Below are 22006 nucleotides of genomic sequence, written 5' to 3' on the forward strand. Positions count from 1 at the left end.
TTCCGCCGCCTTCGGTCCGGAAAGCGGTAGGTATGCAGCGATTGCAGGAAATCTGGATGCAGCTTTGCTCGATTGAAGAGAGCCTGAGCGGAGGGCCGCACAACACCGTCGCACCGGGTTAAACAAGCCGACGCGAGGCAAGAGCCACTCAAAATTCAGGCCCCGAAACTCGGGAGCAACAAAAGAAGCCACAAAAGCAGTCTGGCGTTTTTACACAGGAACGTCAATCAGCCAGCGCGTTTTCAAGTCATTCTCGTAATGAAGTCCATGTATTAATACCTGACAATTAAAGTCATGTTATTGATAAATGCACCTTATTGTTAATTTTTTTAGCCTGCTGTTCGGTTGACAACTTGGTTTTATTGCGGTGAACTGATGTCAGGCAAGTCCAATTTAAAGAAGAATATGCTTCGGCGTTTTTCTTCTGACGATCAGGGAGGTGCAGCGCAATGAATGTGGAGCTCTCACGCCGCCAGTTTCTGGGCGGAACGGGGGCGGTAGTGGCGGCTTCGGCGCTTGGGTCCTTCGGTTTTGGTGCAGTGGAAAGCGCCTATGCCGAATCCATTCGCCCATTCAAGTTGACCAACACGGCCGAAACCCGAAATACCTGCCCTTACTGCTCGGTCGCCTGCGGTATTATTCTTTATTCCAAGGGTGATGTCAGGAAAGGCGAAAAGGCCGAGCTGATCCACGTTGAAGGTGACACGGATCACCCGACCAATCGCGGCACGCTTTGCCCCAAGGGCGCGGCACTGAAGGATTTCGTCAAGGCGAAGACCCGTCTGCAATATCCGCAGGTACGCGAACCGGGTTCGTCCGAGTTCAAACAGATTGCCTGGGAAGATGCGCTTGACCGCATCGCGCGGCATCTGAAAGACGACCGCGACGCCAACTTCATCGCGAAGAATGCGGCAGGCACAACGGTCAACCGCTGGACCTCGACAGGCTTCCTTGCGGCTTCGGCGACCACCAATGAAACGGCGTTTCTCACCTACAAGGTGGTGCGCAGCACAGGCATAGTTGCATTCGATAACCAGGCACGCGTCTGACACGGCCCGACGGTGGCGAGTCTCGCCCCAACATTTGGCCGCGGAGCGATGACCAACTCCTGGACCGATATCAAGAACACCGATCTCGTCGTCGTCATGGGCGGCAATGCGGCGGAAGCGCATCCTTGCGGCTTCAAATGGGTGACGGAGGCCAAGGCCAACCGCGGTGCCCGGCTGATCGTCGTCGATCCGCGGTTCACGCGCACGGCTTCCGTGGCGGATTTCTACGCGCCTATCCGGCAGGGCTCGGATATCGCCTTCCTGCTCGGCGTCATCAATTACTGCATCCAGAATGACAAGGTGCAGTGGGATTATGTGAAGCATTTCACCAATGCCAGCTACATCATCAAGGATGGCTTCGAATATAAGGACGGGCTGTTTACCGGCTATGACGAGGAAAAGCGGGATTATGACCGCTCGAGCTGGGATTATGTGATCGGCGATGACGGTTATGCGGTTGTCGATGACACGTTGCAGAACCCGCGCTGCGTCTGGAACCTCCTGAAGCAGCATGTTTCGATCTTCACGCCGGAAATGGTGGAACGCATCTGTGGCACGCCGAAGGAGAAATTCCTGAAAGTGGCCGAGATGATGTCCGAATGTTCGGCGCCCGACAAGACGATGACGTCGATGTATGCGCTCGGCTGGACGCAGCATTCCAAGGGGTCGCAGAATATTCGCTGCATGGCGATGCTGCAGCTGATCCTCGGCAATATCGGCGTGCGTGGTGGCGGCATGAATGCGCTGCGCGGTCACTCCAACATTCAGGGGCTGACCGATATCGGTCTGATGTCCAATCTTCTGCCGGGCTATATGAATATCCCGGTTGAAAAGGAAACCGATCTCGAAATCTATATGTCGACACGCGGTTTCAAGCCGCTGCGCCCGAACCAGACGAGCTACTGGCAGAACTATCGCAAGTTCTTCGTCAGTTTCCAGAAGGCAATGTGGGGCAGTGCTGCGACCGTCGAAAACGATTTCGTCTATGACTGGCTGCCGAAGCTCGACGTGCCGAATTACGACATGCTGCGTATCTTCGACATGATGTATGAAGGCAAGGTCAACGGCTATGTCTGTCAGGGCTTCAATCCGCTGATGGCGGTGCCGAACCGCAAGAAGCTGACCGATGCTTTGTCGAAGCTGAAATTCCTCGTGACGATGGACCCGCTGGAAACGGAAACCTCCCGTTTCTGGGAAAACCACGGTGAATTCAACGATGTGGATTCGGCTTCCATCCAGACGGAAGTGTTCCAGCTGCCCTCCACCTGCTTTGCAGAGGATGAGGGTTCGCTCACCAATTCCGGACGCTGGCTGCAATGGCACTGGCCTGGTGCTACGCCGCCCGGCGACGCGAAGACCGACAACTGGATTATGGCGCAGATATATCTGCGGCTGAAGGAGCTTTATCGTAAGGAAGGCGGTGCTTTCCCCGATCCGATCCTCAATCTCGTCTGGGATTACGAGGATGAGGGCGAACCGACGGCTGAAGAACTGGCCAAGGAACTGAACGGTCGAGCGATTGGCACGGTGACCGATCCAACCGATCCGACCAAGGTGGTTGCCGAGGCTGGCAAACTTCTGTCCGGCTTTGCGGCATTGCGCGACGACGGTTCGACGGCATCGGGATGCTGGATTTATTCCGGTTGCTTCACCGAGGCTGGCAATAATATGGCTCGCCGCGACAACCATGATCCGGACGAGACAGGCGCCTATCTCAACTGGTCTTGGTCGTGGCCTGCAAACCGTCGCATTCTCTATAACCGCGCCTCCGCCGACCTCAACGGCAAGCCGTGGGACCCGAGCCGCAAGCTCATCGAATGGGACGGTTCGAAATGGACGGGCTATGACGTGCCGGACATCGCGCCGACCGCCAAGCCGAACGAGGTCGGTCCGTTCATCATGAATGCGGAAGGCTCTTCGCGCCTGTTCAGCCGCGGCATGATGCGTGACGGTCCGTTCCCGGCCCATTACGAGCCGTTTGAATCGCCTGTCGCCAATGTGATCGCGCCGAAGGTTCGGGGCAATCCGGTGGCACGCGTCTTCAACGACGACTTCAAGCAGTTCGCGGAAACGGCCTCGGAGGAATTCCCCTATGCGGCGACTTCCTACCGCCTGACCGAGCATTTCCACTACTGGACGAAGCACGTCACAGTGAATGCCGTTCTGCAGCCGGAATTCTTCGTGGAAATCTCGGAAGAGCTGGCGAAGGAAAAGGGCATTGCCAAGGGCGACTGGGTGCGGGTGTGGTCGAAGCGCGGCTCGGTCAAGGCCAAGGCCGTGGTGACCAAGCGCATCAAGCCGCTCATCTGCGACGGCAAGACGGTGCATGTGGTCGGCATCCCGCTCCATTGGGGCTTCATGGGGGCCGCCCGCAAGGGCTTCGGTCCGAACTCGCTGACACCTTTCGTCGGCGACGCGAACATTGAAACGCCGGAGTTCAAGGCGTTTCTGGTCAATATCGAGCGCTCAAGCGCGCCTGTAGCTTAGGAGGGACTAGAGATGTTTCCACCCGTTCCCAATCCTAGCGTCCAGCCGCAACAGCCGCGTTTCGGTGACAAGGACCTGATCAGGCGGTCGGCGTCGAATGTGACGCCGCCTGCCGAGCGCCAGACCGAGGTGGCGAAGCTCATCGACGTGTCGAAATGCATCGGCTGCAAGGCCTGCCAGTCGGCCTGCGCCGAATGGAACGACACGCATGAGGAGGTTGGCATCAATGTGGGTGTCTATGACAATCCGCACGATCTGACGCCGAACACCTTCACCTTGATGCGCTTTACCGAGTGGGACAATCCCGACACCGGCAATCTGGAGTGGCTGATCCGCAAGGACGGCTGCATGCATTGCGAAGACCCCGGCTGCCTCAAGGCATGTCCGGCGCCAGGCGCAATCGTGCAATATTCCAACGGTATCGTCGATTTCATCCACGATAACTGTATCGGCTGCGGCTATTGCATCAAGGGGTGCCCGTTCAACATTCCGCGTGTTTCGGAAGTAACCCACAAGGCTTATAAGTGCACGCTCTGCTCCGACCGCATTGCGGTGGGACAGGGACCGGCCTGTGCCAAGGCCTGCCCGACACAGGCCATCGTCTATGGTACCAAGGACGAGATGAAGGAATGGGCCGATGGCCGCATCAAAGATCTGAAATCGCGCGGCTTCGAAAATGCCGGGCTCTACGATCCGCCGGGCGTTGGCGGCACGCATGTCATGTATGTGCTGCAACACGCCGATAAGCCGGAAATCTACGCCAACCTGCCGAACAATCCGCGCATCAGCCCGGTTGTCGAAGCGTGGAAGGGTGTGTCCAAATATGCAGGCATGGCCGCAATGGGGCTGGCTGCGGCAGCAGGTCTGCTGCATTATATCTTCAAGGGTCCGAACGTCGTGACAGAGCATGACGAGGAACAGGCCGAAAAGCTCACGGGAGAGAAAAGCTCATGAGCAAGACCGACTTTGACGATGTTGAACGCGGTGACGGGATAGAACTCGGTAAGCCCGTCAAGGTGCATCGCTATTCCGGTGGCGCACGCATCAATCACTGGATCACCGCCATCAGTCTCGTGCTGCTGGCCCTGTCCGGCCTTGCGATGTTCCACCCATCGCTGTTTTTTCTGTCGGGCCTGTTCGGCGGCGGACAATGGACACGCGCCATCCATCCATGGATTGGCGTGGTGCTGTTCTTCAGCTTTCTGGGGCTTTTCGTGCGTTTCTGGAGCGCCAATCTGTGGAAGCGCGAAGACAGCCAATGGCTCGCACATGCCAATGACGTGATTTCCGGCAATGAGGAAAAGCTGCCTGAAGTAGGCAAATATAATGCCGGTCAGAAGCTCGTTTTCTGGTCCATGTCCTTGCTGATCATCATCCTGATTGTTTCCGGCGTGATGATATGGAACGAATATTTTGGCTCCTATACCAGCATCAATCAGCAGCGTTGGGCCCTGCTTGTCCATTCTATGGCGGCGGTGGCGGCGATCTGTGTCTGGATCGTGCACGTCTATGCCGCGATCTGGGTCAAGGGCACGATCAATGCGATGACACGCGGCACGGTTACCGGTGGCTGGGCTTGGCGACATCACCGCAAGTGGTTGCGCGAACTGACATCGAAGCAGAAAGTGAAGCAAGGCGGCAGCAAGCCTGCCGCCTGAACTTACTCGGCGTCCTAGAGGGTAATAATATTCCGTGGTTTACGTGACCCGTTGGGTTCGTGAGGAGTGACATGGCAGGCAAGAAAGATCTGGTGCCGGACCCGACGGTCATCGGCGAAATATCGGCCCCACCCTTCGTGCAATTGCCGGACCCCGGCGCGCTTTTTGCCAGAAGAGCAGAGCGTCTGCGTTTTCTGGGTTCGGTCAGCCCGCTGAAACCTTATCTGGAGTTCATTGCCGACCTGAGCGAGGCACAGTCTGAAATAGCGGCTGGTCTCGGTCCTGTCGCCGCGCGACACGGCGACGACCGGGGACGGGAATTCGGCATGCCAGCGATCGATCGTGCGGATGCCATATCGGAATCAGCACTCGGGACTGTCTTCGACCGGCTGTTCGAGCACGCCCGCACGATCGCCAAACCGCAAGATGCCGCCGATGCGCTGGAACGTGTGGCGAACAGCGATGCCGGTGCGCGTTGCCGAATGATCGAGGCAGTTTTCGCCGGTATTCTGCCGCCGGAAGCAATTGCTGAACATATCTATGTCTGGGCAGGCTTGCAACTCCATTTCACGCGGCTTGCAGCGGCGCTTGACCCGAAGTCGCTGAAACCCGTTGCCGATGGCGTCTGCCCGACTTGCGGCAGCATTCCGTCAAGCTCGATGGTCGTGGGCTGGCACGGTGCGCATGGCGCGCGTTTCTGCTCCTGTTCCGTCTGCAACACGCTCTGGCACTATGTCCGGGTCAAATGTGTGTGCTGCGGCTCGACAAAGGGTATCGGCTACAAGGAAGTCGAGGAAGGTGGCGGCATTATCAAGGCTGAAACCTGCGACGAATGCCAGCGCTGGGTCAAGATCATCTATCAGCAGCTATCGGCGGATGCCGATCCTATGACCGACGATGTTGCGAGCCTCGGCCTTGATATATTGATGCGTGAGACGCCTTACAGGCGAGGCGGCTTCTCGCCGCTTCTTGCCGGACTGTGAGGAAGCATGGACCAGATCAAGTCTTCGCTGCGCCACCTGCCGTCCGTGGATGCCATCCTGCAAATGGCGGAGCTTTCCGGGGCATTGGAGAGTTTTGGCCGTGCGTCGGTGACTGAGGCTATTCGCAAGGTTTTGAGCGACGAGCGCGAGGCGGTGAAATCCGGCGCCTCGCTCTCCAGTAACACGCATTTGGCTGAGCGGGTTCTCCACTTGCTTAAAGCGTCACGGCAATCGAGCCTGCGTCCGCTGTTCAATCTGACCGGAACTGTCCTGCACACCAATCTGGGGCGCGCCATTCTTGCCGAAGCAGCTGTCGAGGCTGCCACACAAGCCATGCGGCAGGCGGTTTCGCTCGAATTTGACCTGTCATCGGGCGGGCGTGGCGAGCGCGATGATCATCTGCGGGCGCTTGTCTGTGAGCTGACGGGAGCGGAAGATGCCACCGTCGTCAACAACAATGCCGCCGCCGTGCTGCTGGCGCTGAACAGCCTTGCCTTGGGCAAGGAAGCCATTGTTTCACGCGGCGAACTGATCGAGATCGGCGGTGCGTTTCGCATGCCGGACATCATGACCCGCGCCGGGACACGACTTGTCGAAGTGGGCACCACCAACCGCACCCATCCGCGTGACTACGAGAATGCAATCAACCCCGATACAGGGTTGGTACTGAAGGTCCACACGTCAAACTATCGGATTGAAGGCTTTACGCGGGAAGTCTCAGCGGCGGAACTGGCCGCTATTGCGCAGGCCAAAGGCGTGCCGCTGGTCAATGACCTTGGCTCCGGCACACTTGCCGATCTGACTTCCTTCGGTCTCGCACACGAGCCGACAGTGCGCGAAGCGGTCGCCGAAGGTGCAGATATCGTCACCTTTTCCGGCGATAAGCTTCTCGGTGGACCACAGGCGGGCTTCATTGTCGGGCGACGCGATCTGATTGCCCGTATTAACAAGAACCCGATGAAGCGTGCTTTGCGGGTGGACAAAATCAGGCTCGCAGCACTTGAAGCGACGTTGAAACTTTATCGTAATCCGGAACGACTTTCTGAAAAGCTGCCGACTATTCGCTATCTGGCGCGTCCGCAGACCGAAATTGCCGCGCAGGCGGCACGGCTCAAGCCGGGGCTGGAGAGAATACTCGGCCCGGCTTTCATTGTGGCGGTGACAGATTGCGCCAGCCAGATCGGCTCCGGCGCATTGCCGCTCTCGACCGTTCCAAGCGCCGGATTGTCGATTGTGCCGAAAGACGGTAGCGGCTCCGCGCTGACAGCGCTCGGCGGTTCATTGCGCGCACTGCCTCTGCCGGTCATCGGGCGGATCGAAAAGGGCGCACTCGTGCTCGATCTGCGCTGCCTTGATGACGAGACCAGTTTCGTTCGGAACCTGTCATCCTATGCGGCTCGCTGATCTTTTCACCCGCAAGCCCAAGCCGGATACGACAGCTCAAGCGCTGGAAAAGGCGCTTGTCGTTGCAAAGGCGGGTGATTACGCAGCGGCGCTTTCCATCTGGGAGCCGCTGGCGCGTGCAGGCAATGCGCGCGCGCAGAACAATATCGGTGCCTGCTTTGCGGGCGGCATGGGCGTTGAGAAAAATGTCGTCCTTGCGCAACGCTGGCTGACCCTGTCTGCCGCGGCCGGCGATGCTTCCGGCCAACGCAATCTGGCTTCGCTGCTGTTCAAGGGCGAAGATATCGAAGCCGACTATCCGGAAGCTGCAAGGCTGTACCGGCTTGCCGCAGAACAGGGGGACCCGCAGGCACAGGACATGCTGAGCTGGATGCTCATGGAAGGGGAGGAAATGACCGCCGACCCGGTTGAGGCGCGCGAATGGGCGTTGAAGGCGGCGGAAGGCGGCATAGCCGCAGCCATGACGCGGCTAGGCATGATTTATCATAATGCTCTCGGGGTGCCGCGCGATCCCTCTCAGGCCGTTTACTGGTGGCGGAATGCGTCCGCTGCGGGCGATCCGGATGGCGAAGCCATGCTCGGCGCGGCGCTGCATCTTGGCATGGGTGTGGAACGCGATCCTTCGTCGGCTTACGAACATCTGCTGCGCGCTGAGGCGGGCGGCAGCACGCTTGCCGCTCCTTTCATCGAGGCAGCGCGCAATGCGCTGAACGAAAAGCCATGATCGTCGGAACGGCGGGGCATATCGATCATGGAAAGACCTCGCTGGTGCGCGCCCTTACACAGGTCGACACGGACCGGCTGAAGGAGGAAAAGGCGCGGGGCATTTCCATCGATCTCGGCTTTGCCTATCTGCCCTTGACCGGCGACGAAAAGGACATACTCGGCTTTGTTGACGTGCCGGGGCATGAAAAATTCGTGCATACGATGCTTGCCGGTGCGGCGAGCATCGATTTCGTCATGCTGGTTGTCGCTGCCGATGACGGGATCATGCCGCAAACGCGCGAACATCTGGCAATCGTCAACCTGCTCGGTATCCGGCGTGGCATCGCCGTCATCACCAAATCCGATCTTGTCGAACCTGACCGTCTTGTTGAAGTTGAAACCGCTATCAGCAATGAACTGGCGCTGACGGGACTTGCCGACATTCCCGTGCTGGCGGTCTCCACCGTGTCGGGTGCCGGGATCGACGATCTGAAGGCGCTGCTGGAAGTGCAAGCGCATGCATTCGGTGAGCGGCGGACAAACGGACGCTTTCGTCTTGCGGTGGACCGCTCCTTCACGCTCAAGGGCGCTGGGACAGTGGTCACGGGCACGGTGCTGTCCGGCAAGGCCGCCATTGGCGATCATCTGGTCATCAGCCCGTCTGGCAAGGAGGCGCGTATCCGCACCATTCGTGCGCAGAACCAGCCAAGCGAAATAGCGCAGGCGGGTGATCGCTGCGCGCTCAATCTGGCAGGTGACGGCATATCGAAAGAGGCGATACATCGCGGCGATATGCTGGTGCTGCCAAGCCTTCATCGTCCGACGGACCGCATCGATGCATTATTGCAAATCCTCTCCTCGGAAAAAAAGCCGATCGGTCAGTGGTTCCCGGTTCGCTTGCATCATGCCTCGACGGAAGTCGGTGCCCGCATCGTGCTTTTGCGGGATGAAGAGCTCCAGCCGGGCACCGAAGATCGGGTGCAACTGGTGCTGGATCGTCCTGTCTCGGCTGCAGCCGGAGACCGCTTCGTCATCCGCGATGTGTCCGCACAACGCACCATTGGCGGCGGACGTTTTCTCGATCTGCGCCCGCCGCAACGCAAGCGCCGCAGTCCGGAGCGCATGGCACAGCTTGACGCCCATTCCATTGACGACCCGGTAGAATCGGCACGCGCACTGCTGACTGCTGAACCTTACTATCTTGATGCGACGGCATTCCTGCGCGACCGCGCGCTGGCGGACGACCCGCAAGGTTTGGCGCACGCGCTCGATGCCGTAATGCTCCCGCAGGCAAATTCCGTGCTGTTGTTATTGCCGGAACGATGGGACGCTCTGCGTGACGATATTCTGGCGCTACTGGCCACCTTCCATGACGAAAATCCAGACCTGATCGGCATGGGTGTCGAACGGCTGCGGTTGTTGTTGAAACCGCGCCTGCCAGCGCCCGCCTTTCGCGCTGCCATTGCTGCGCTGGTCGAGGCGGACCTGCTAAGACTGGACGGCGCCTGGCTTCGCCTGCGCGACCATGAAGTCACGATGAGCGATGCCGACGAGGCGCTCTGGCAGCGTATAGCACCGTTGCTTGGCGGTGAGGCTCGTTTTCGTCCGCCGCGCGTGCGCGATATTACAGGTCTGCTTGATGAACGGGAGGAAGATATTCGCCGCCTGCTCAAGCTTTCCGGGCGTATGGGCCGGGTGCATGAAGTGGCGCAAGACCATTTTTTCCTGCGGGGAACGATTGCTGAAATGATCGGCATCCTGTCGGATATGGATGCGGCATTTGATAGTGGCTGGTTCATCGCGGCGCGATTTCGCGACCGGGTGGATAGTGGTCGCAAGGTGGCGATCCAGATACTGGAATTCTTCGATCGCAACAGTGTCACGATAAGACGCGGAGACATACGTCGCCTGAACCGCCGCAAGCTGGATTTGTTCGGCGATCTCGCGCAAGGGGAAGCACCACAGACCGGAGGAACAAAATGAAATCTCTGTCGACTACAATCTGCTTGTTGCTCGTTCTAGCCGCCGTTGGTGGCTGCGCCAACCGGCAGTGCAGCGACTGGCCGGGAACCTGCATCATCCAGTGACGGGCAAGATTAATAGAGAACAAAGCTCGTTACTATCAAAACGCTTCTCTCAGCGAACTATCCGCTTGTTTGGCGCATCAGAAATTCCAGCGACCCCACGGTGTCCGCTCCATTCTCGCAGCTAACACTAACGGCTTGGCGCACGACGGTTCCTGCATTCTTGCTGAGTACGATCTGTTTGCATCACGCGGAACAAAATTTTGGCTAGCGCCATCTCGCATGCTGCATTGATATCACTTCGCGCCAGACACATCGACAGCCGCGCGCAGCCTTGCAGGCTTGACTTGCCGATCTGGAAGCTTGCCCAGTACGTATGCCAAGCGCCGCGCTGATATTCGCTAGGTGCGTCAGGCCATTGTTTGTTGGGATTACCCACGGGGATCATGAAAAGCTCAGAAGTTGAGAATGCCATTCGGCATCTCAAATTGCGCGAGCCGTTCAATGGTGAAAACACTTCAACGCGCTTTGCAGAATTTGGATGTCACAAAATCGCTGTTCGACTTCAAAAGCACACAGTTAAGTTCAACAGGGCTTACAAACCCACCTACATCCAAGTCATGAGAAGCTTCTACGGGTTGAATGAACGTTGAACGTTAGGTCTTTACAAGCTCGAACTTCTTGAGGTGCCGATGACATATGACCTCCGACCCCGTGCGATCACGCTGAGGGGCTCTTTTTTAACAACTCACCAAGGAATACCGTCGAGATTTCCAACATGCAAAGTTAACAGACCAGCCCTAGACTGCTTCTCGCATCAAGGGGGATTGAGGGGGGCGAGCGATGAATAGAATAATGAAACGTTGGGATGACGTAGAGAAATACGTTTCTGAAGATCATGTAATTGCATTTCAAGATACTCTCAGATCAGCTCTCGAGGAGCGAGGCATGTCACATTCAGATCTTGCAAATATGCTCGGTGTGTCGCGATCACGCGTAAGTCAGCTTTTTATGGAAGGCGTAAACCCTTCCCTTCGATATTGCGCTCTGGTTCTCTATCGTCTTGGCTACACTATTGAATTCAAGAAAGTTGAACCTAGCGGACTACCCAACGAATGACTGCTATATTTTCTTGTCCTGCGCCCGCACAGCCAATACGCGATCAAGCCACTTGTCGCTTCTTTCAGGCCCTCGTGCTCCCATCTATATTAGATAGCCATGCAGAGGGCATACAGGCCAATGCTGCTGCACTGATTGACGGCATGATCAGTAATGCGCTAGCAAAGATGAAAAATGGAAATGGTAGAAATTGGGCGGCTAAACGCCACTCAAAGCCGTTGCCGTGAAAGAAACTATATAATGAACTCAATATTTGGAAGGGATGCATGCCCGGTGGCATGTCCGGACTTCAAATCCGGGAGGGGCCGATAGACGGTCTTTGGTGGGTTCGACTCCCATTCTCTTCCGCCAAACGGCTTTTGAAGTCATCTTGATCGTACGATGCTCAGCACATTGCGAACCACCTCGTCTTGAAGCGGGCGCTGCTTTTCGATGTTGAAATGGCCGATATCCTTCATGCCTGAGAAGTCGCGATTGTTGAGGTTGCCCTTGAAACGGGGACCGGCGGCGAGCGGCAGACCCCAGCCATGCTGCTTGAAATAGAAGTTCACGACACGCTTTATATTACCGGGCAGCGGGGCAGGCGCGGTGGCCGCAAAGGTGGCCATATAAGTGACCTGAATGCCCTTCTTTTCAAGCGCGGTTGCAATGTCGATGACGGCATTGGCGCCGAGCGAATGGCCGATCAGTACCACGGGTGCGCGTGGGTTCTTTCGCTGATCGGCGAGTATCTGGTTCAGCACGAAACGCCAGGCCTGATGCCCCTCGACATGCGCATCCACTCCGTTGGCCTGCAACTGCTTGCCGATCTCATCGATGCCAGTGGAGAAGACGTCCCCGAAACCGCGCAGAAGATAGACATCGGCTTCCGGCGAGATTCTGGAAGACGTTTTCGGCGCTGCCTGTGCCGGGCTGCCGTAGAGCGCAAATGCAGCCCCCGCAAACAGCAGGCCGCGACGGGTCAAGGATTTCGGACGGAAATTGTTCGGCTTTGAAGTCATCTTCGATTACTCGTTGGAGCACGTTCGAGAACGATGAAACGACTTTGAACGCGATATACTGGAACAGGTATCTAGAGCGCCGATCCGTTTCAGCCAAATCACTAGAACTTGATTTTTGGAAAGACACGGCCTGTTCGGCTTGCATATTCGTCATAGGATGTGCCGAATGTCGCACGCATCATCGCCTCCTCGTGATCGACCCGATAGAAATAGAGGATAGCGACGCCGACAAGGCCAGCCAGACCCGCGAACCAGTTCGGCAGAAGACAGAATTGGGCAATCGCCCACAGCCAGAATGACATATACATCGGATGACGGACATATTTGTAAAGCCCGTCCGTCACCAGCTTGTGCTCGCGGCGGATTTCAAGCGAGATGGACCAGTTCTTGCCCAGCTGGCGATGGCTTGCATAGAAAAGCCAGAGGAACGCGATCTCGACAGTCATGCCGATCCAGGCCAGCCATGGCTGGAAAGAATAGTCAGCAAAGGCGGGAAAGCCGGTTGAGACAAACACAATCGGGACCAGCGACAGGCCGACGCTCGCCGCACCCAGCGCCAGCTGATCGGCCAGCGTTTTTGCATTGTTCGTAACCTTGATCTTGCGCGCGCGCCGTTGGTGCGGAATGCGGATAACAACCCAGGCAACAAGCCCGATAGCCCAGACGATTGTGGCCAGTGTCGGTGTCATTCGGCAATAGTTTCCTTTTTTGGCAGGGCACCAATTATTCGGTCATCCGTCCGGTCTCTAAGCGAGATCGGACCACAGCAAATCTGAAAGAAATCATACCAATAGGGTTTCGTATTTCCGAATACATATTGATAGTGCACGCGAAAAAGGTTCCGTTTTACACGCTTGTAGATTTCCGGCTGTAGCATTTCCTTCATCCGCACGGTCCTTGTGACGGGGAAGGGACGCTGTGGCTCCCGATTCAGGCCCATTTCGGCCACGGGATCGGTCTTGTAGAAGTTGATCGCGTCGGTCAGGCACTGGATTTCCACCCAGTCGATCTTGCCATCGTCCACGAGCCGTTGCACGCCTTCGCGAAAATGTCTGCCTGCAGGGTGATAGCCTGCCTTGAGCGCGGTTGAACCAAGCGTGAGGACCGTCACTTTGGGCGCGCGGCTGCTAAACTCCGGATCGGTGGCAAGGCAGCGCGCGGCAACGTCCAGCATCAGCATGCCGCCCGTGCTGTGACCGATCAGAATAACTTCGTCATAATGTTTTGCGGTGATGCGCTCGACGATGCCGGCTGCAAAGCGCTGCATCAGGGATTCGGCGTCCTGCCGCCGCCCCCGAATGAAATTGAGCGAAAACGACCACAGATCCATCAGATGATTTGTGGACCATCGCTTGCCCAGAACGGCGAGGGCTGCGGAAAAAACCACCAGACCGACGAGCCAGCTGGCTGCCCCAAGCCATTGAACAGTCCAGCGGGCCACGGCATAGCCTGCTGCTGCAAATAAGGCGGCGGCGAGAAACGGGTAGAGGAAATAGAGCCCGAAACGCCAGGCTTTGGTAAAGAAGCGAAAAGCTGTGCCGGTTACGACGAAATCGCCGAATGCGGCAAGATATTTGGCCAGCCTGACCGGAAGCGGGCGATCGAAATCCGCCAGCACAATTTTGTCCAGTACAAGAAAATTGAAGTCTGTTTCGGTGTTCCAATCGTCATCGGCAGGAACCGTTTTGATCGATACGAAGCCGAACTCGCAATCAGGCGAGATGCTAACATTCGAAACATCGGAACGAACGCCCCAGAGTGTCTCGAACCGCTTGATTTCTCTATTCAATCGTCCAAAAAACGCCTCGGGCGTTTTTGGGTCATAGCCGCCAATGAAGAAGACAGCACGTCGTCGAACCCGTTGCTCCATGATCAAACCGTAATTTGGGGCTTTCTGATTGTCGAGATCATTACCGGCCATACCCAAACAAATATGTTTGAACTTGTTCGCTTATCTCATGTCAACCAGACCGCGCCTTATGGCTTCACGGGTTGCTTCGGCGCGAGAAGAAACGCTCAGCTTTTGATAGATGGCTTTCACATAGTCGCTGACTGTATGTTCCGACAGTCCAAGTTTGCGGGCGATTTCACCATTCTTGTTCCCGTCCCCGATCTCTTTAAGCACTTCGGTTTCTCTGCGCGAAAGATGGATGAACTCGCCTTCCGGTTCTATCGCCTGCGGATGGGCGGATATGGCTTTCACCCGTGCGACCAGATTGAGCCTGGCGCGGATTGTGAGGATGAGAACGTCGAAATCGATTGGCTTGGTCAGATAATCGTCAGCGCCTGCCTCCCGCCCTGTCAACTCATGGCTGCGGTCGGCAAGAGCGGTCAGGAACAAAAATGGTGTTCCGGCCAGTTCGGAACGGGCGCCGCGAATCTGTTCCAGAAACTGCAGGCCATTGGTGCCGGGCATCAATATATCGCAAATGATGATGTCGGGGGTTGTCGCGTCCAGTACGCGCATAGCCTCGATCGGGTTGGCCGCGCCGACAGCGTTGAAACCCGAAGTGCTCAGCTCATCGATCAGTTCTTCCAGAATATGGGTTTCATCCTCGATGCAGAGGACGGTCGGCACGGGGAGGATTTCAGGTAGTCGCATGCTGGGCCACCTTTGGTAGAGTCAGAATAAACACCGTACCTTGTCCTTCAACCGAAGTGAAGACAAGCGTTCCGCCGTGTAATTCGGCCAAAGCGCGCGACAGGCTGAGACCAAGGCCGGTGCCTGCCATGTGCGATGCATTGCTGGCGCGGAAAAAGCGCGTGAATATGCGGTCGGTATCCTCTGCCGGTATGCCGATACCGTAATCGCGGACGATGCATCTGAACCCGTTTTCGTCTTCTTCGGTGGTCACCTCGATGGGCTTGTCGGCAGGGGAGTATTTGGTGGCATTGCCAAGCAGGTTGACCAGAATCTGCTCGACCAGAATGCCGTCGCAATAACAGAAGGTCTCGCTGTCCTGAATGTTTGTGACCAGCTCCAGCTCCGGATGCAATTCCTGATGATAGGCGCAGGTATTGCGGACCAGTTCCGAGAAATCGACTGGTTGCCGGTTGATCTGAAATCCATTCTCATCGAGACGCTCGGCGTTTGCCGTACTCTCCAGGAGCAGGATCAGGCGGCGACTGGCATTCCGCATTCGCTTGGCTTTGTCGACGATGATTTCGGGCGTGAATTCGTCGGCGCGCCGGATAAAGCGCTGCGCGATGATGTCGATAATCGATACCGGCGTGCGGAACTGGTGCGACACTGTGGTGATAAAGCTCTTGTAGAGCTCCTTCGCCTTGCGCTCGCTTTCCAGTGCCTCACGCAAGGCGGCAGTACGGTCGGCAACGGTGTGTTCCAGTTGCTGCTTGTATTCCTGCAGCGCCTTGTGGGCGCGCTCGGCCTTGCGCATGTTGGAAAACACCTGCCAGGACAGGATTGCGCCGGTGGCCATGATGCCTAGCACCGCGAACATGATCAGATAAATCGACTGCAATTGCTGGTCGCGCTGTGCGCCGCCACGGTCACGCTCCAGTATCATAGCATCATTGGCAACCTTGGTCAGTTCCTCCCGCATGGGAACCAGTGCCTCGTAGATGGCGATCGGATCGAATTTGTCTGGCTCCGCGTCGATCATCGCCTCGATCTGGGGAAGCCGGTCGGCATTACGCTGGATGGTTTGGGCGCCGCCTTGAATACGCGCGAAATATTTCTTCTGCGGGGTATCGGCCAGAAGCGCAAAGCGGCTGTAGAGAACGTCAAGACGGAGCGAAAGATCGGCGGTGTTTGTGTTGCCGCTCGGCAGTGTCAGTGCGGTTTCGCCCAGACGGCCGGCGTCGCGTTCGGTCTGGGTGATCGCCCAGACCATGTTTTCGCCGACATAGGTTGCGAGTGATTTTTGGATGACGAGAAGCTGAATGAAAGCATAAGCGAGCAGGGCCGCAAACCCCACCATGACAAGGCCGGAAAGAATGTAGCCCCGCTTTAATATCATTTCACCTCGATCTGCTTCAGCTGCCATGCCCAGCGGTGATCATAGCGCGAATCGTTCAGTTCCTCGTGCTGGTCGCGCGGGTAGACGATCCAGTATGGTCCCTTGTCTCGCCGGTTCAACTCCTTGCCATTCATCTTGTGCGCGACGAGCACGTCGTATTTATAGGCGTCCTCCAGCGGAATGCTGATGCTGTAATCGTTGAGCGCAAGCACCGTGATCGAGTGGTTGCCGTCTTCCGTTCCGTCTACACCTACCGTCGCCAGCACATCGCGCAGAAGCACGCCGTCGAAATCCTGCGGGCCTTCGGTCCATGCGGTGTTGGTCTGCAGCTTGTTCTGCGGCAGTTTCGTGAAGTCATCAGTGCTCAATACACGTGTCGTTCCATTTGGAGCTATGATGGTCAGCGTGATCGTCACTGATGCGGGCGGCGAAGCATCAGCCGCGCCGGTGAAAAGGACGATTTGGCAGATGGCGAAAAACGCGATCAGTGCCCGGAGCGCCAGAAGACGCCGGTAAGCGAGCATCCAGTTTGCGCATGACACGTGAGATATCTCCAGAAACAAAAATTGCGAATGTATCCAGCTTAAACGGGATGACGTGCTCAATTTCAAGATTCTCTTGAGTTTGCCGAGCGAAATTCCCCTTCAAAAGCGACAATTCACGCATAACACTAAAAAATTTTGGTCCAATTCCAAATAAATATCAAACTGATTCACAAAATCTTTCAATCTCTACCGGCGGTTACAAGTCATTCTGGGCTATATGAGTAGATTTTTCTTTATAGTGTATCCCCCTGAATAGGGGAATTGTTTTTCGCTACTGGAGCGTTCACTAAATGATCGCCGGCCTGTTGGGGCTTAGGAGGCCGGTGCAAAAATTGGGCGGGGGCTGCTTATCGGCCGCGGGGAGTCGGGGTCGATAAGCAGCCAACCAGTCCGGATAGCGCAGAAGCGGCGATAACGGTTACTCTCGGAGCGATGCGTTTCGAGCTACGAATAAAAACCGATCCTGCAATCATTGTTGCTTTCCGGGAAGAATGGCCGACTGGCATCTGGTCGAGCCTTGTGAACCTGCCGTTCGGGTTCCTCGATCAGAGCGAGCTTGCACCTCTTTCGCGTCCTTCATCTGGAGGGCGCGCTTTTTTTTGCACTTTTGCCAAAGCGGATAATTTTCCGATCACCTTTTCAAGATTCTCGCGATTTCCCGACGTTGCGCCGTCCCCACCGTTAGTTAGGTGTGTAAAAGAAGTGTACCTCCGAAAACTAATACACTTCACGTGAATGGCGCAGCGGAGCCGGAATGGCTTCAACACTTCGTTTAACGTGAAGTTCTAGCTCATAAAATTTGTGACGATGGTTGCTTATGGCCACGATCGTCACAAATGAAAATATGGCAGTTCAGCTTCAAACATTCCGGCAGCTATTTCTGTTCCGATGCCGTTGTCTGAATGCTTGCAGTTGTCTGAGGCTTCTCCATCTTCGTGGAGGATTGAGCATTATGATAAGTGCAGTCTGCCATCGCAGCTGTAACCGACAGAGCGAGGACAGCTGTAGTCACGAATACGACTTTCATGTCTGTCTCCCTTCAGTTTGGGTGTGGCATTGCAACGGCAAGTTTAGCAGAGCGGGACCGCCCTGTCGCATCACATTGTCCCGGAACATCATTTGCCATAGTTTGGTCATGATTTAGTCGGGCATTCGCCGTAATCTCCGTCTGGAAAACGCAACGCTTCTGCTCGTAAAAACGCATCTGGCGCGAAAATCGCGCCAAATCATGGTTATGCCGTAATGTGATTTAGGGGCGGTCAGGAGGCGCAGCGGCTCACCACTGCCCGCTTGCCACCCATGGACAGGAACGAGATATGCAGCGACTGGCCGACAGGTGAAATAGTGATGTTTTCGTTCGACTGTTGACCGTTGGCGGTGCAGGACATGGCCACGGTAAACGTGCCTTCGTAATTGTTTATCCGTGTTACGGAGCATTGGCTGTCACGGCTGTCAAAACGCTCGCCGGAAATGGAGAACCGCTGGCCGTCGGAGCTGCACCAGTTGCCGGTGATGGGTGTCGGATCGACAGGCGGTTTTGCAGGAGCGGCACTTGCCGACGGGCCGGGCGTTGTTTCGGAACACGCTGTTAGCGCAGTGACAACAAGGGCGAGGGCAAGCAAACCGGTCTTTTGCAACAATCTTCTCCTTCATGCATCGAGCAAGCTCCCTCTTAAGAAACAGAATCGGGCGATATCGCGACGCGAAGAAAATAAATCCGCTGATTACATGAAAAGAGCCGGATTGCTCCGGCCCTTCTGGTCAGGTCTTGAGGTGATGCCGGGGTTATTCCCCCGGCGCCAGATGCGGGGCTTCGATCTTTGCACCTGCATGTTTCAACGGACGTTCACCTGAGAGCTTGCGGATCAGCACATAGAACACCGGCGTCATGAAGATGCCGAAGGCCGTCACGCCGATCATGCCTGCAAAGACTGCGACACCCATGGCTGAGCGCATTTCCGCGCCAGCACCTGTCGACATTACCAGAGGCACCACGCCCATGATGAAGGCCATCGAGGTCATCAGGATCGGGCGCAGACGCAACCGGCTTGCCTCGACCGCCGCCTGCACGACACTTCGTCCGGACAGCTCCAGCTCGCGGGCGAATTCCACGATCAGGATCGCGTTCTTTGCCGACAGCCCTACAAGGACTATCAAGCCGATCTGGGTGAAGACGTTGTTGTCACCTCCTGTCAGCCAGACGCCGGTGAGTGCGGCCATGATCCCCATTGGCACGATCATGATGATCGACAGCGGCAGGACAAGGCTTTCATATTGCGCGGCCAGAACCAGATAGACGAGCAGCAACGCCAGAGGGAAGACGAGGAAACCTGAATTACCGGCGAGAATCTGCTGGTAGGTCAGATCGGTCCACTCGTAAGCGATGCCCGGAGGGAGGGTTTCTTCCGCGATCCGTTCGATGGCAGCCTGTGCCTGCCCGGACGAGAAGCCGGGAGCCGGGTTGCCGTTGATATCGGCGGAAAGGAAGCCGTTATAACGGATGGCGCGTTCCGCACCTACGGTCTGCTCGACTTTCAGAAGAGCCGACAGCGGGATCATCTCGCCCGACTGCGAACGAACCTTCAGCTTGCCGATATCTTCGGCATGGCTTCTGTAATTCGCGTCGGCCTGAATGCGCACGCTATAGGTACGTCCAAAGGCATTGAAGTCGTTGACATAGAGCGAACCCAGATAAATCTGCAGGGTTTCGAACACATCGGTTACCGCCACGCCCAGCTGCCGTGCCTTCGTGCGATCAAGATCGGCATAAAGCTGCGGCACATTGATCTGGTAGCTCGAATAGAGACCAGCCAGCTCGGGTGTCTGATAGGCCTTGGCGAGAAACGCTTTGGTCGCATCGTCCAGCGCCTTGAAGCCAAGCCCGTTGCGATCCTCAAGCTGGAGCTTGAAACCGCCTGTCGTGCCGAGACCCTGAACGGGCGGTGGCGGGAACATGGCGATGAAAGCATCCTGAATGGCGCCGAACTGCTGGTTCAGTTCTCCGGTGATGGCATTGGCCGAAAGTTCCGGGGTTTTACGCTCCTCGAACGGCTTCAGCGTCACGAAAACGATGCCGGAGTTCGACGAGTTGGTGAAACCATTGATCGACAGACCGGGGAAGGCAATGGCATTGGCCACGCCCGGATGCTTGAGGGCAATGTCGCTCATGCGGCGGATCACATTTTCCGAACGGTCGAGCGTTGCCGCATCCGGCAATTGCGCGAAGCCGATCAAATATTGCTTGTCCTGCGCCGGAACGAAGCCGCCGGGCACTGCACGGAACAGCACGAAGGTGACGCCGAGCAGCACGACATAGAGGCCCATCACCAGCGACTTGCGCGAGAGAATGCTGCCAACGCCGCGTCCATAGGCGTTTGAACTTGCACCAAAGAAACGGTTGAAGCCACGGAAGAACCAGCCGAACAGCCTGTCCATGATCCGGGTCAGCCGATCCTTCGGCGCATCGTGACCGCGCAGCAGCAGAGCTGCCAGAGCAGGCGAAAGCGTCAGCGAGTTGAAGGCGGAGATCACCGTCGAGATCGCGATGGTGAGAGCGAACTGGCGGTAGAACTGACCGGTCAGGCCGGTGATGAAGGCAAGCGGCACGAAGACCGCAACCAGCACCAGCGCGATGGCGATGATCGGCCCGGACACTTCCTGCATGGCGCGATAGGTTGCCTCGACCGGCGACAGGCCCTGCTCGATGTTACGCTCGACATTTTCCACCACCACGATGGCGTCATCGACCACGATGCCGATGGCAAGCACGAGGCCGAAGAGGCTGAGCGCATTGATGGAGAAGCCGAACACATACATCACCGCAAACGTGCCGACGATGGAGACGGGAACGGCAACCAGTGGGATGATGGAGGCGCGCCATGTCTGCAGGAACATGATAACGACGATCACCACCAGCACGATGGCTTCAAGCAGGGTATGAATGACCGACTCAATCGAGGCTTTCACAAACGCCGTCGTGTCATAGACGATGTCGAAATCCACGCCTTCCGGCATAGTTTTCTTCAGGTCGGCCATGGCGGCATGGACGTTTTCGGAAATTTCAAGCGCATTGGAGCCGGGTGCCTGAAACACACCCATGCCAACCGCTGACTTGTTGTCGAGGAGCGAGCGCAGGGAATAATCAGCTGCGCCCATTTCGACACGCGCAACATCGCCCAGCCGGGTGATTTCACCTTCGCTGCCCGATTTTACGACGATGTTCGCGAACTCTTCCGGTGACTGGAGACGGCCTTGCGCATTGACGGATAGCTGAAGGTCGAGGCCCGAAACGGACGGCGATGCGCCGATGACACCGGCAGCAGCCTGAACGTTCTGCTGGCGGATGGCAGTGGCGATATCGCTTGCAGAAAGTCCGCGTTCGGCTGCCTTCTGCGGGTCAATCCAGACGCGCATCGAATAATCACCGCCGCCGAATATCTGCACCTGACCGACGCCCGGAATACGGGCGATACGATCCTTGACGTTCAAAACGGCATAGTTGCGCAGATAGTTCACGTCATACCGGCCATCGGGCGAGATGAGGTGAACCACCAGCGTCAGGTCGGGCGAGCTTTTGGCAGTTGTGACGCCAAGGGTGCGCACTTCTTCCGGCAGGCGCGGTTCGGCCTGCGAAATACGGTTCTGCACCAGCTGCTGGGCCTGATCGGGATCGGTGCCGAGCGCAAATGTGACGGTCAGCGTCATGACGCCGTCGGCGGTCGCCTGGCTCTGCATATAAAGCATGCCTTCGACGCCGTTGATCTGTTCTTCAAGCGGCGTGGCGACGGTTTCGGAAATAACGGCTGGGTTGGCGCCCGGATATTGCGCGCGAACTACGATTTGTGGCGGCACGACTTCCGGATATTCCGAGATCGGCAGACCTGTCATGCCGATCAGACCGGCAACGAAGATCAGGACCGACAGAACGCCAGCGAAGACCGGGCGGTCGACGAAAAAGCGTGAAAAGTTCATCTGTTTATCCCCCTTAAGCGGGAAGGCAAAGACTCTCCCGGCCCGCGGGAACAAGTGTTCTCGCGGGTTGTTTAGGCTGA

Annotated in this window: 17 protein-coding genes and 1 tRNA gene; 9 read left to right on the top strand and 9 right to left on the bottom strand. The window is 56.8% G+C overall.

Going from position 1 to position 22006, the window contains the following annotated elements; all coding sequences use genetic code 11:
- Positions 1-449 precede the first annotated feature (449 nt).
- The 7 genes from fdnG (at position 450) to selB (ending at position 10269) form a co-directional block, all read left to right on the top strand.
- Complete coding sequence (fdnG, locus tag FG152_RS10230) at positions 450-3536, top strand: formate dehydrogenase-N subunit alpha (protein ID WP_151616425.1); 3087 nt, start codon at positions 450-452, stop codon at positions 3534-3536.
- Between the two features lie 12 nt (positions 3537-3548).
- Positions 3549-4490: a formate dehydrogenase subunit beta gene (fdxH, locus tag FG152_RS10235; protein ID WP_010660824.1), complete on the top strand. Its 942-nt coding sequence runs from the start codon at positions 3549-3551 to the stop codon at positions 4488-4490.
- Complete coding sequence (locus tag FG152_RS10240) at positions 4487-5194, top strand: formate dehydrogenase subunit gamma (protein ID WP_010660825.1); 708 nt, start codon at positions 4487-4489, stop codon at positions 5192-5194. Before fdxH ends, FG152_RS10240 begins: the two co-directional genes overlap by 4 nt.
- Before the next feature lie 71 nt (positions 5195-5265).
- Positions 5266-6177, top strand: coding sequence for a formate dehydrogenase accessory protein FdhE (gene fdhE / locus FG152_RS10245; RefSeq protein WP_010660826.1), 912 nt, complete (start codon positions 5266-5268; stop codon positions 6175-6177).
- Positions 6178-6183: 6 nt separating this feature from the next.
- Entirely contained in the window at positions 6184-7581 is a 1398-nt protein-coding gene (gene selA / locus FG152_RS10250; RefSeq protein ID WP_151616427.1) for an L-seryl-tRNA(Sec) selenium transferase, read from the top strand.
- Positions 7568-8305 carry a tetratricopeptide repeat protein gene (locus FG152_RS10255; RefSeq protein ID WP_151607064.1) on the top strand — a complete coding sequence of 246 codons (738 nt, stop codon included), beginning with the start codon at positions 7568-7570 and terminating at the stop codon, positions 8303-8305. Before selA ends, FG152_RS10255 begins: the two co-directional genes overlap by 14 nt.
- On the top strand, positions 8302-10269 hold the full coding sequence (gene selB, locus FG152_RS10260; protein ID WP_151607063.1) for a selenocysteine-specific translation elongation factor: 1968 nt from the start codon (positions 8302-8304) through the stop codon (positions 10267-10269). The genes FG152_RS10255 and selB overlap by 4 nt, the downstream gene beginning before the upstream one ends.
- Before the next feature lie 231 nt (positions 10270-10500).
- Here selB and FG152_RS10265 read toward each other — a convergent pair whose 3' ends face one another.
- Positions 10501-10785, bottom strand: coding sequence for a hypothetical protein (locus FG152_RS10265; RefSeq protein WP_151607061.1), 285 nt, complete (start codon positions 10783-10785; stop codon positions 10501-10503).
- 380 nt (positions 10786-11165) lie between these two features.
- Here FG152_RS10265 and FG152_RS10270 point away from each other — a divergent pair, with 380 nt between their 5' ends.
- Both FG152_RS10270 and FG152_RS10275 read left to right on the top strand, forming a co-directional pair.
- On the top strand, positions 11166-11429 hold the full coding sequence (locus tag FG152_RS10270; RefSeq protein ID WP_166942908.1) for a helix-turn-helix domain-containing protein: 264 nt from the start codon (positions 11166-11168) through the stop codon (positions 11427-11429).
- A 255-nt stretch (positions 11430-11684) separates the two neighbouring features.
- Positions 11685-11780, top strand: a tRNA-Sec gene (locus tag FG152_RS10275).
- 14 nt (positions 11781-11794) lie between these two features.
- Here FG152_RS10275 and FG152_RS10280 read toward each other — a convergent pair.
- From FG152_RS10280 to FG152_RS10315, 8 genes are all read right to left on the bottom strand, one after another.
- Positions 11795-12430 carry an alpha/beta hydrolase family protein gene (locus FG152_RS10280; RefSeq protein ID WP_080692071.1) on the bottom strand — a complete coding sequence of 212 codons (636 nt, stop codon included), beginning with the start codon at positions 12428-12430 and terminating at the stop codon, positions 11795-11797.
- A 101-nt stretch (positions 12431-12531) separates the two neighbouring features.
- Positions 12532-13119, bottom strand: a complete 588-nt coding sequence (locus tag FG152_RS10285; protein ID WP_498986376.1) for a protein-S-isoprenylcysteine O-methyltransferase — start codon at positions 13117-13119, stop codon at positions 12532-12534.
- The gene (locus FG152_RS10290; protein WP_151607041.1) at positions 13116-14300 is read right to left on the bottom strand and encodes an alpha/beta fold hydrolase; all 1185 of its coding nucleotides are present in this window, start codon (positions 14298-14300) and stop codon (positions 13116-13118) included. The genes FG152_RS10285 and FG152_RS10290 overlap by 4 nt, the downstream gene beginning before the upstream one ends.
- 81 nt (positions 14301-14381) lie before the next feature.
- On the bottom strand, positions 14382-15032 hold the full coding sequence (locus FG152_RS10295) for a response regulator transcription factor (protein ID WP_043061600.1): 651 nt from the start codon (positions 15030-15032) through the stop codon (positions 14382-14384).
- Positions 15019-16410 (bottom strand): sensor histidine kinase, encoded by a 1392-nt coding sequence (locus tag FG152_RS10300; protein WP_151607039.1) that lies wholly within the window; start codon positions 16408-16410, stop codon positions 15019-15021. The genes FG152_RS10295 and FG152_RS10300 overlap by 14 nt, the downstream gene beginning before the upstream one ends.
- Positions 16407-16952, bottom strand: a complete 546-nt coding sequence (locus FG152_RS10305) for a putative pterin-binding protein (RefSeq protein WP_235917008.1) — start codon at positions 16950-16952, stop codon at positions 16407-16409. The genes FG152_RS10300 and FG152_RS10305 overlap by 4 nt, the downstream gene beginning before the upstream one ends.
- Positions 16953-18214: 1262 nt before the next feature.
- Entirely contained in the window at positions 18215-18592 is a 378-nt protein-coding gene (locus tag FG152_RS10310) for a hypothetical protein (protein WP_010660837.1), read from the bottom strand.
- Positions 18593-18740: 148 nt separating this feature from the next.
- Complete coding sequence (locus tag FG152_RS10315) at positions 18741-21926, bottom strand: efflux RND transporter permease subunit (protein WP_151607035.1); 3186 nt, start codon at positions 21924-21926, stop codon at positions 18741-18743.
- Between the last annotated feature and the right edge of the window lie 80 nt (positions 21927-22006).

The sequence above is a fragment of the Ochrobactrum sp. XJ1 genome (assembly GCF_024701725.1).
GTDB lineage: Bacteria > Pseudomonadota > Alphaproteobacteria > Rhizobiales > Rhizobiaceae > Brucella > Brucella anthropi.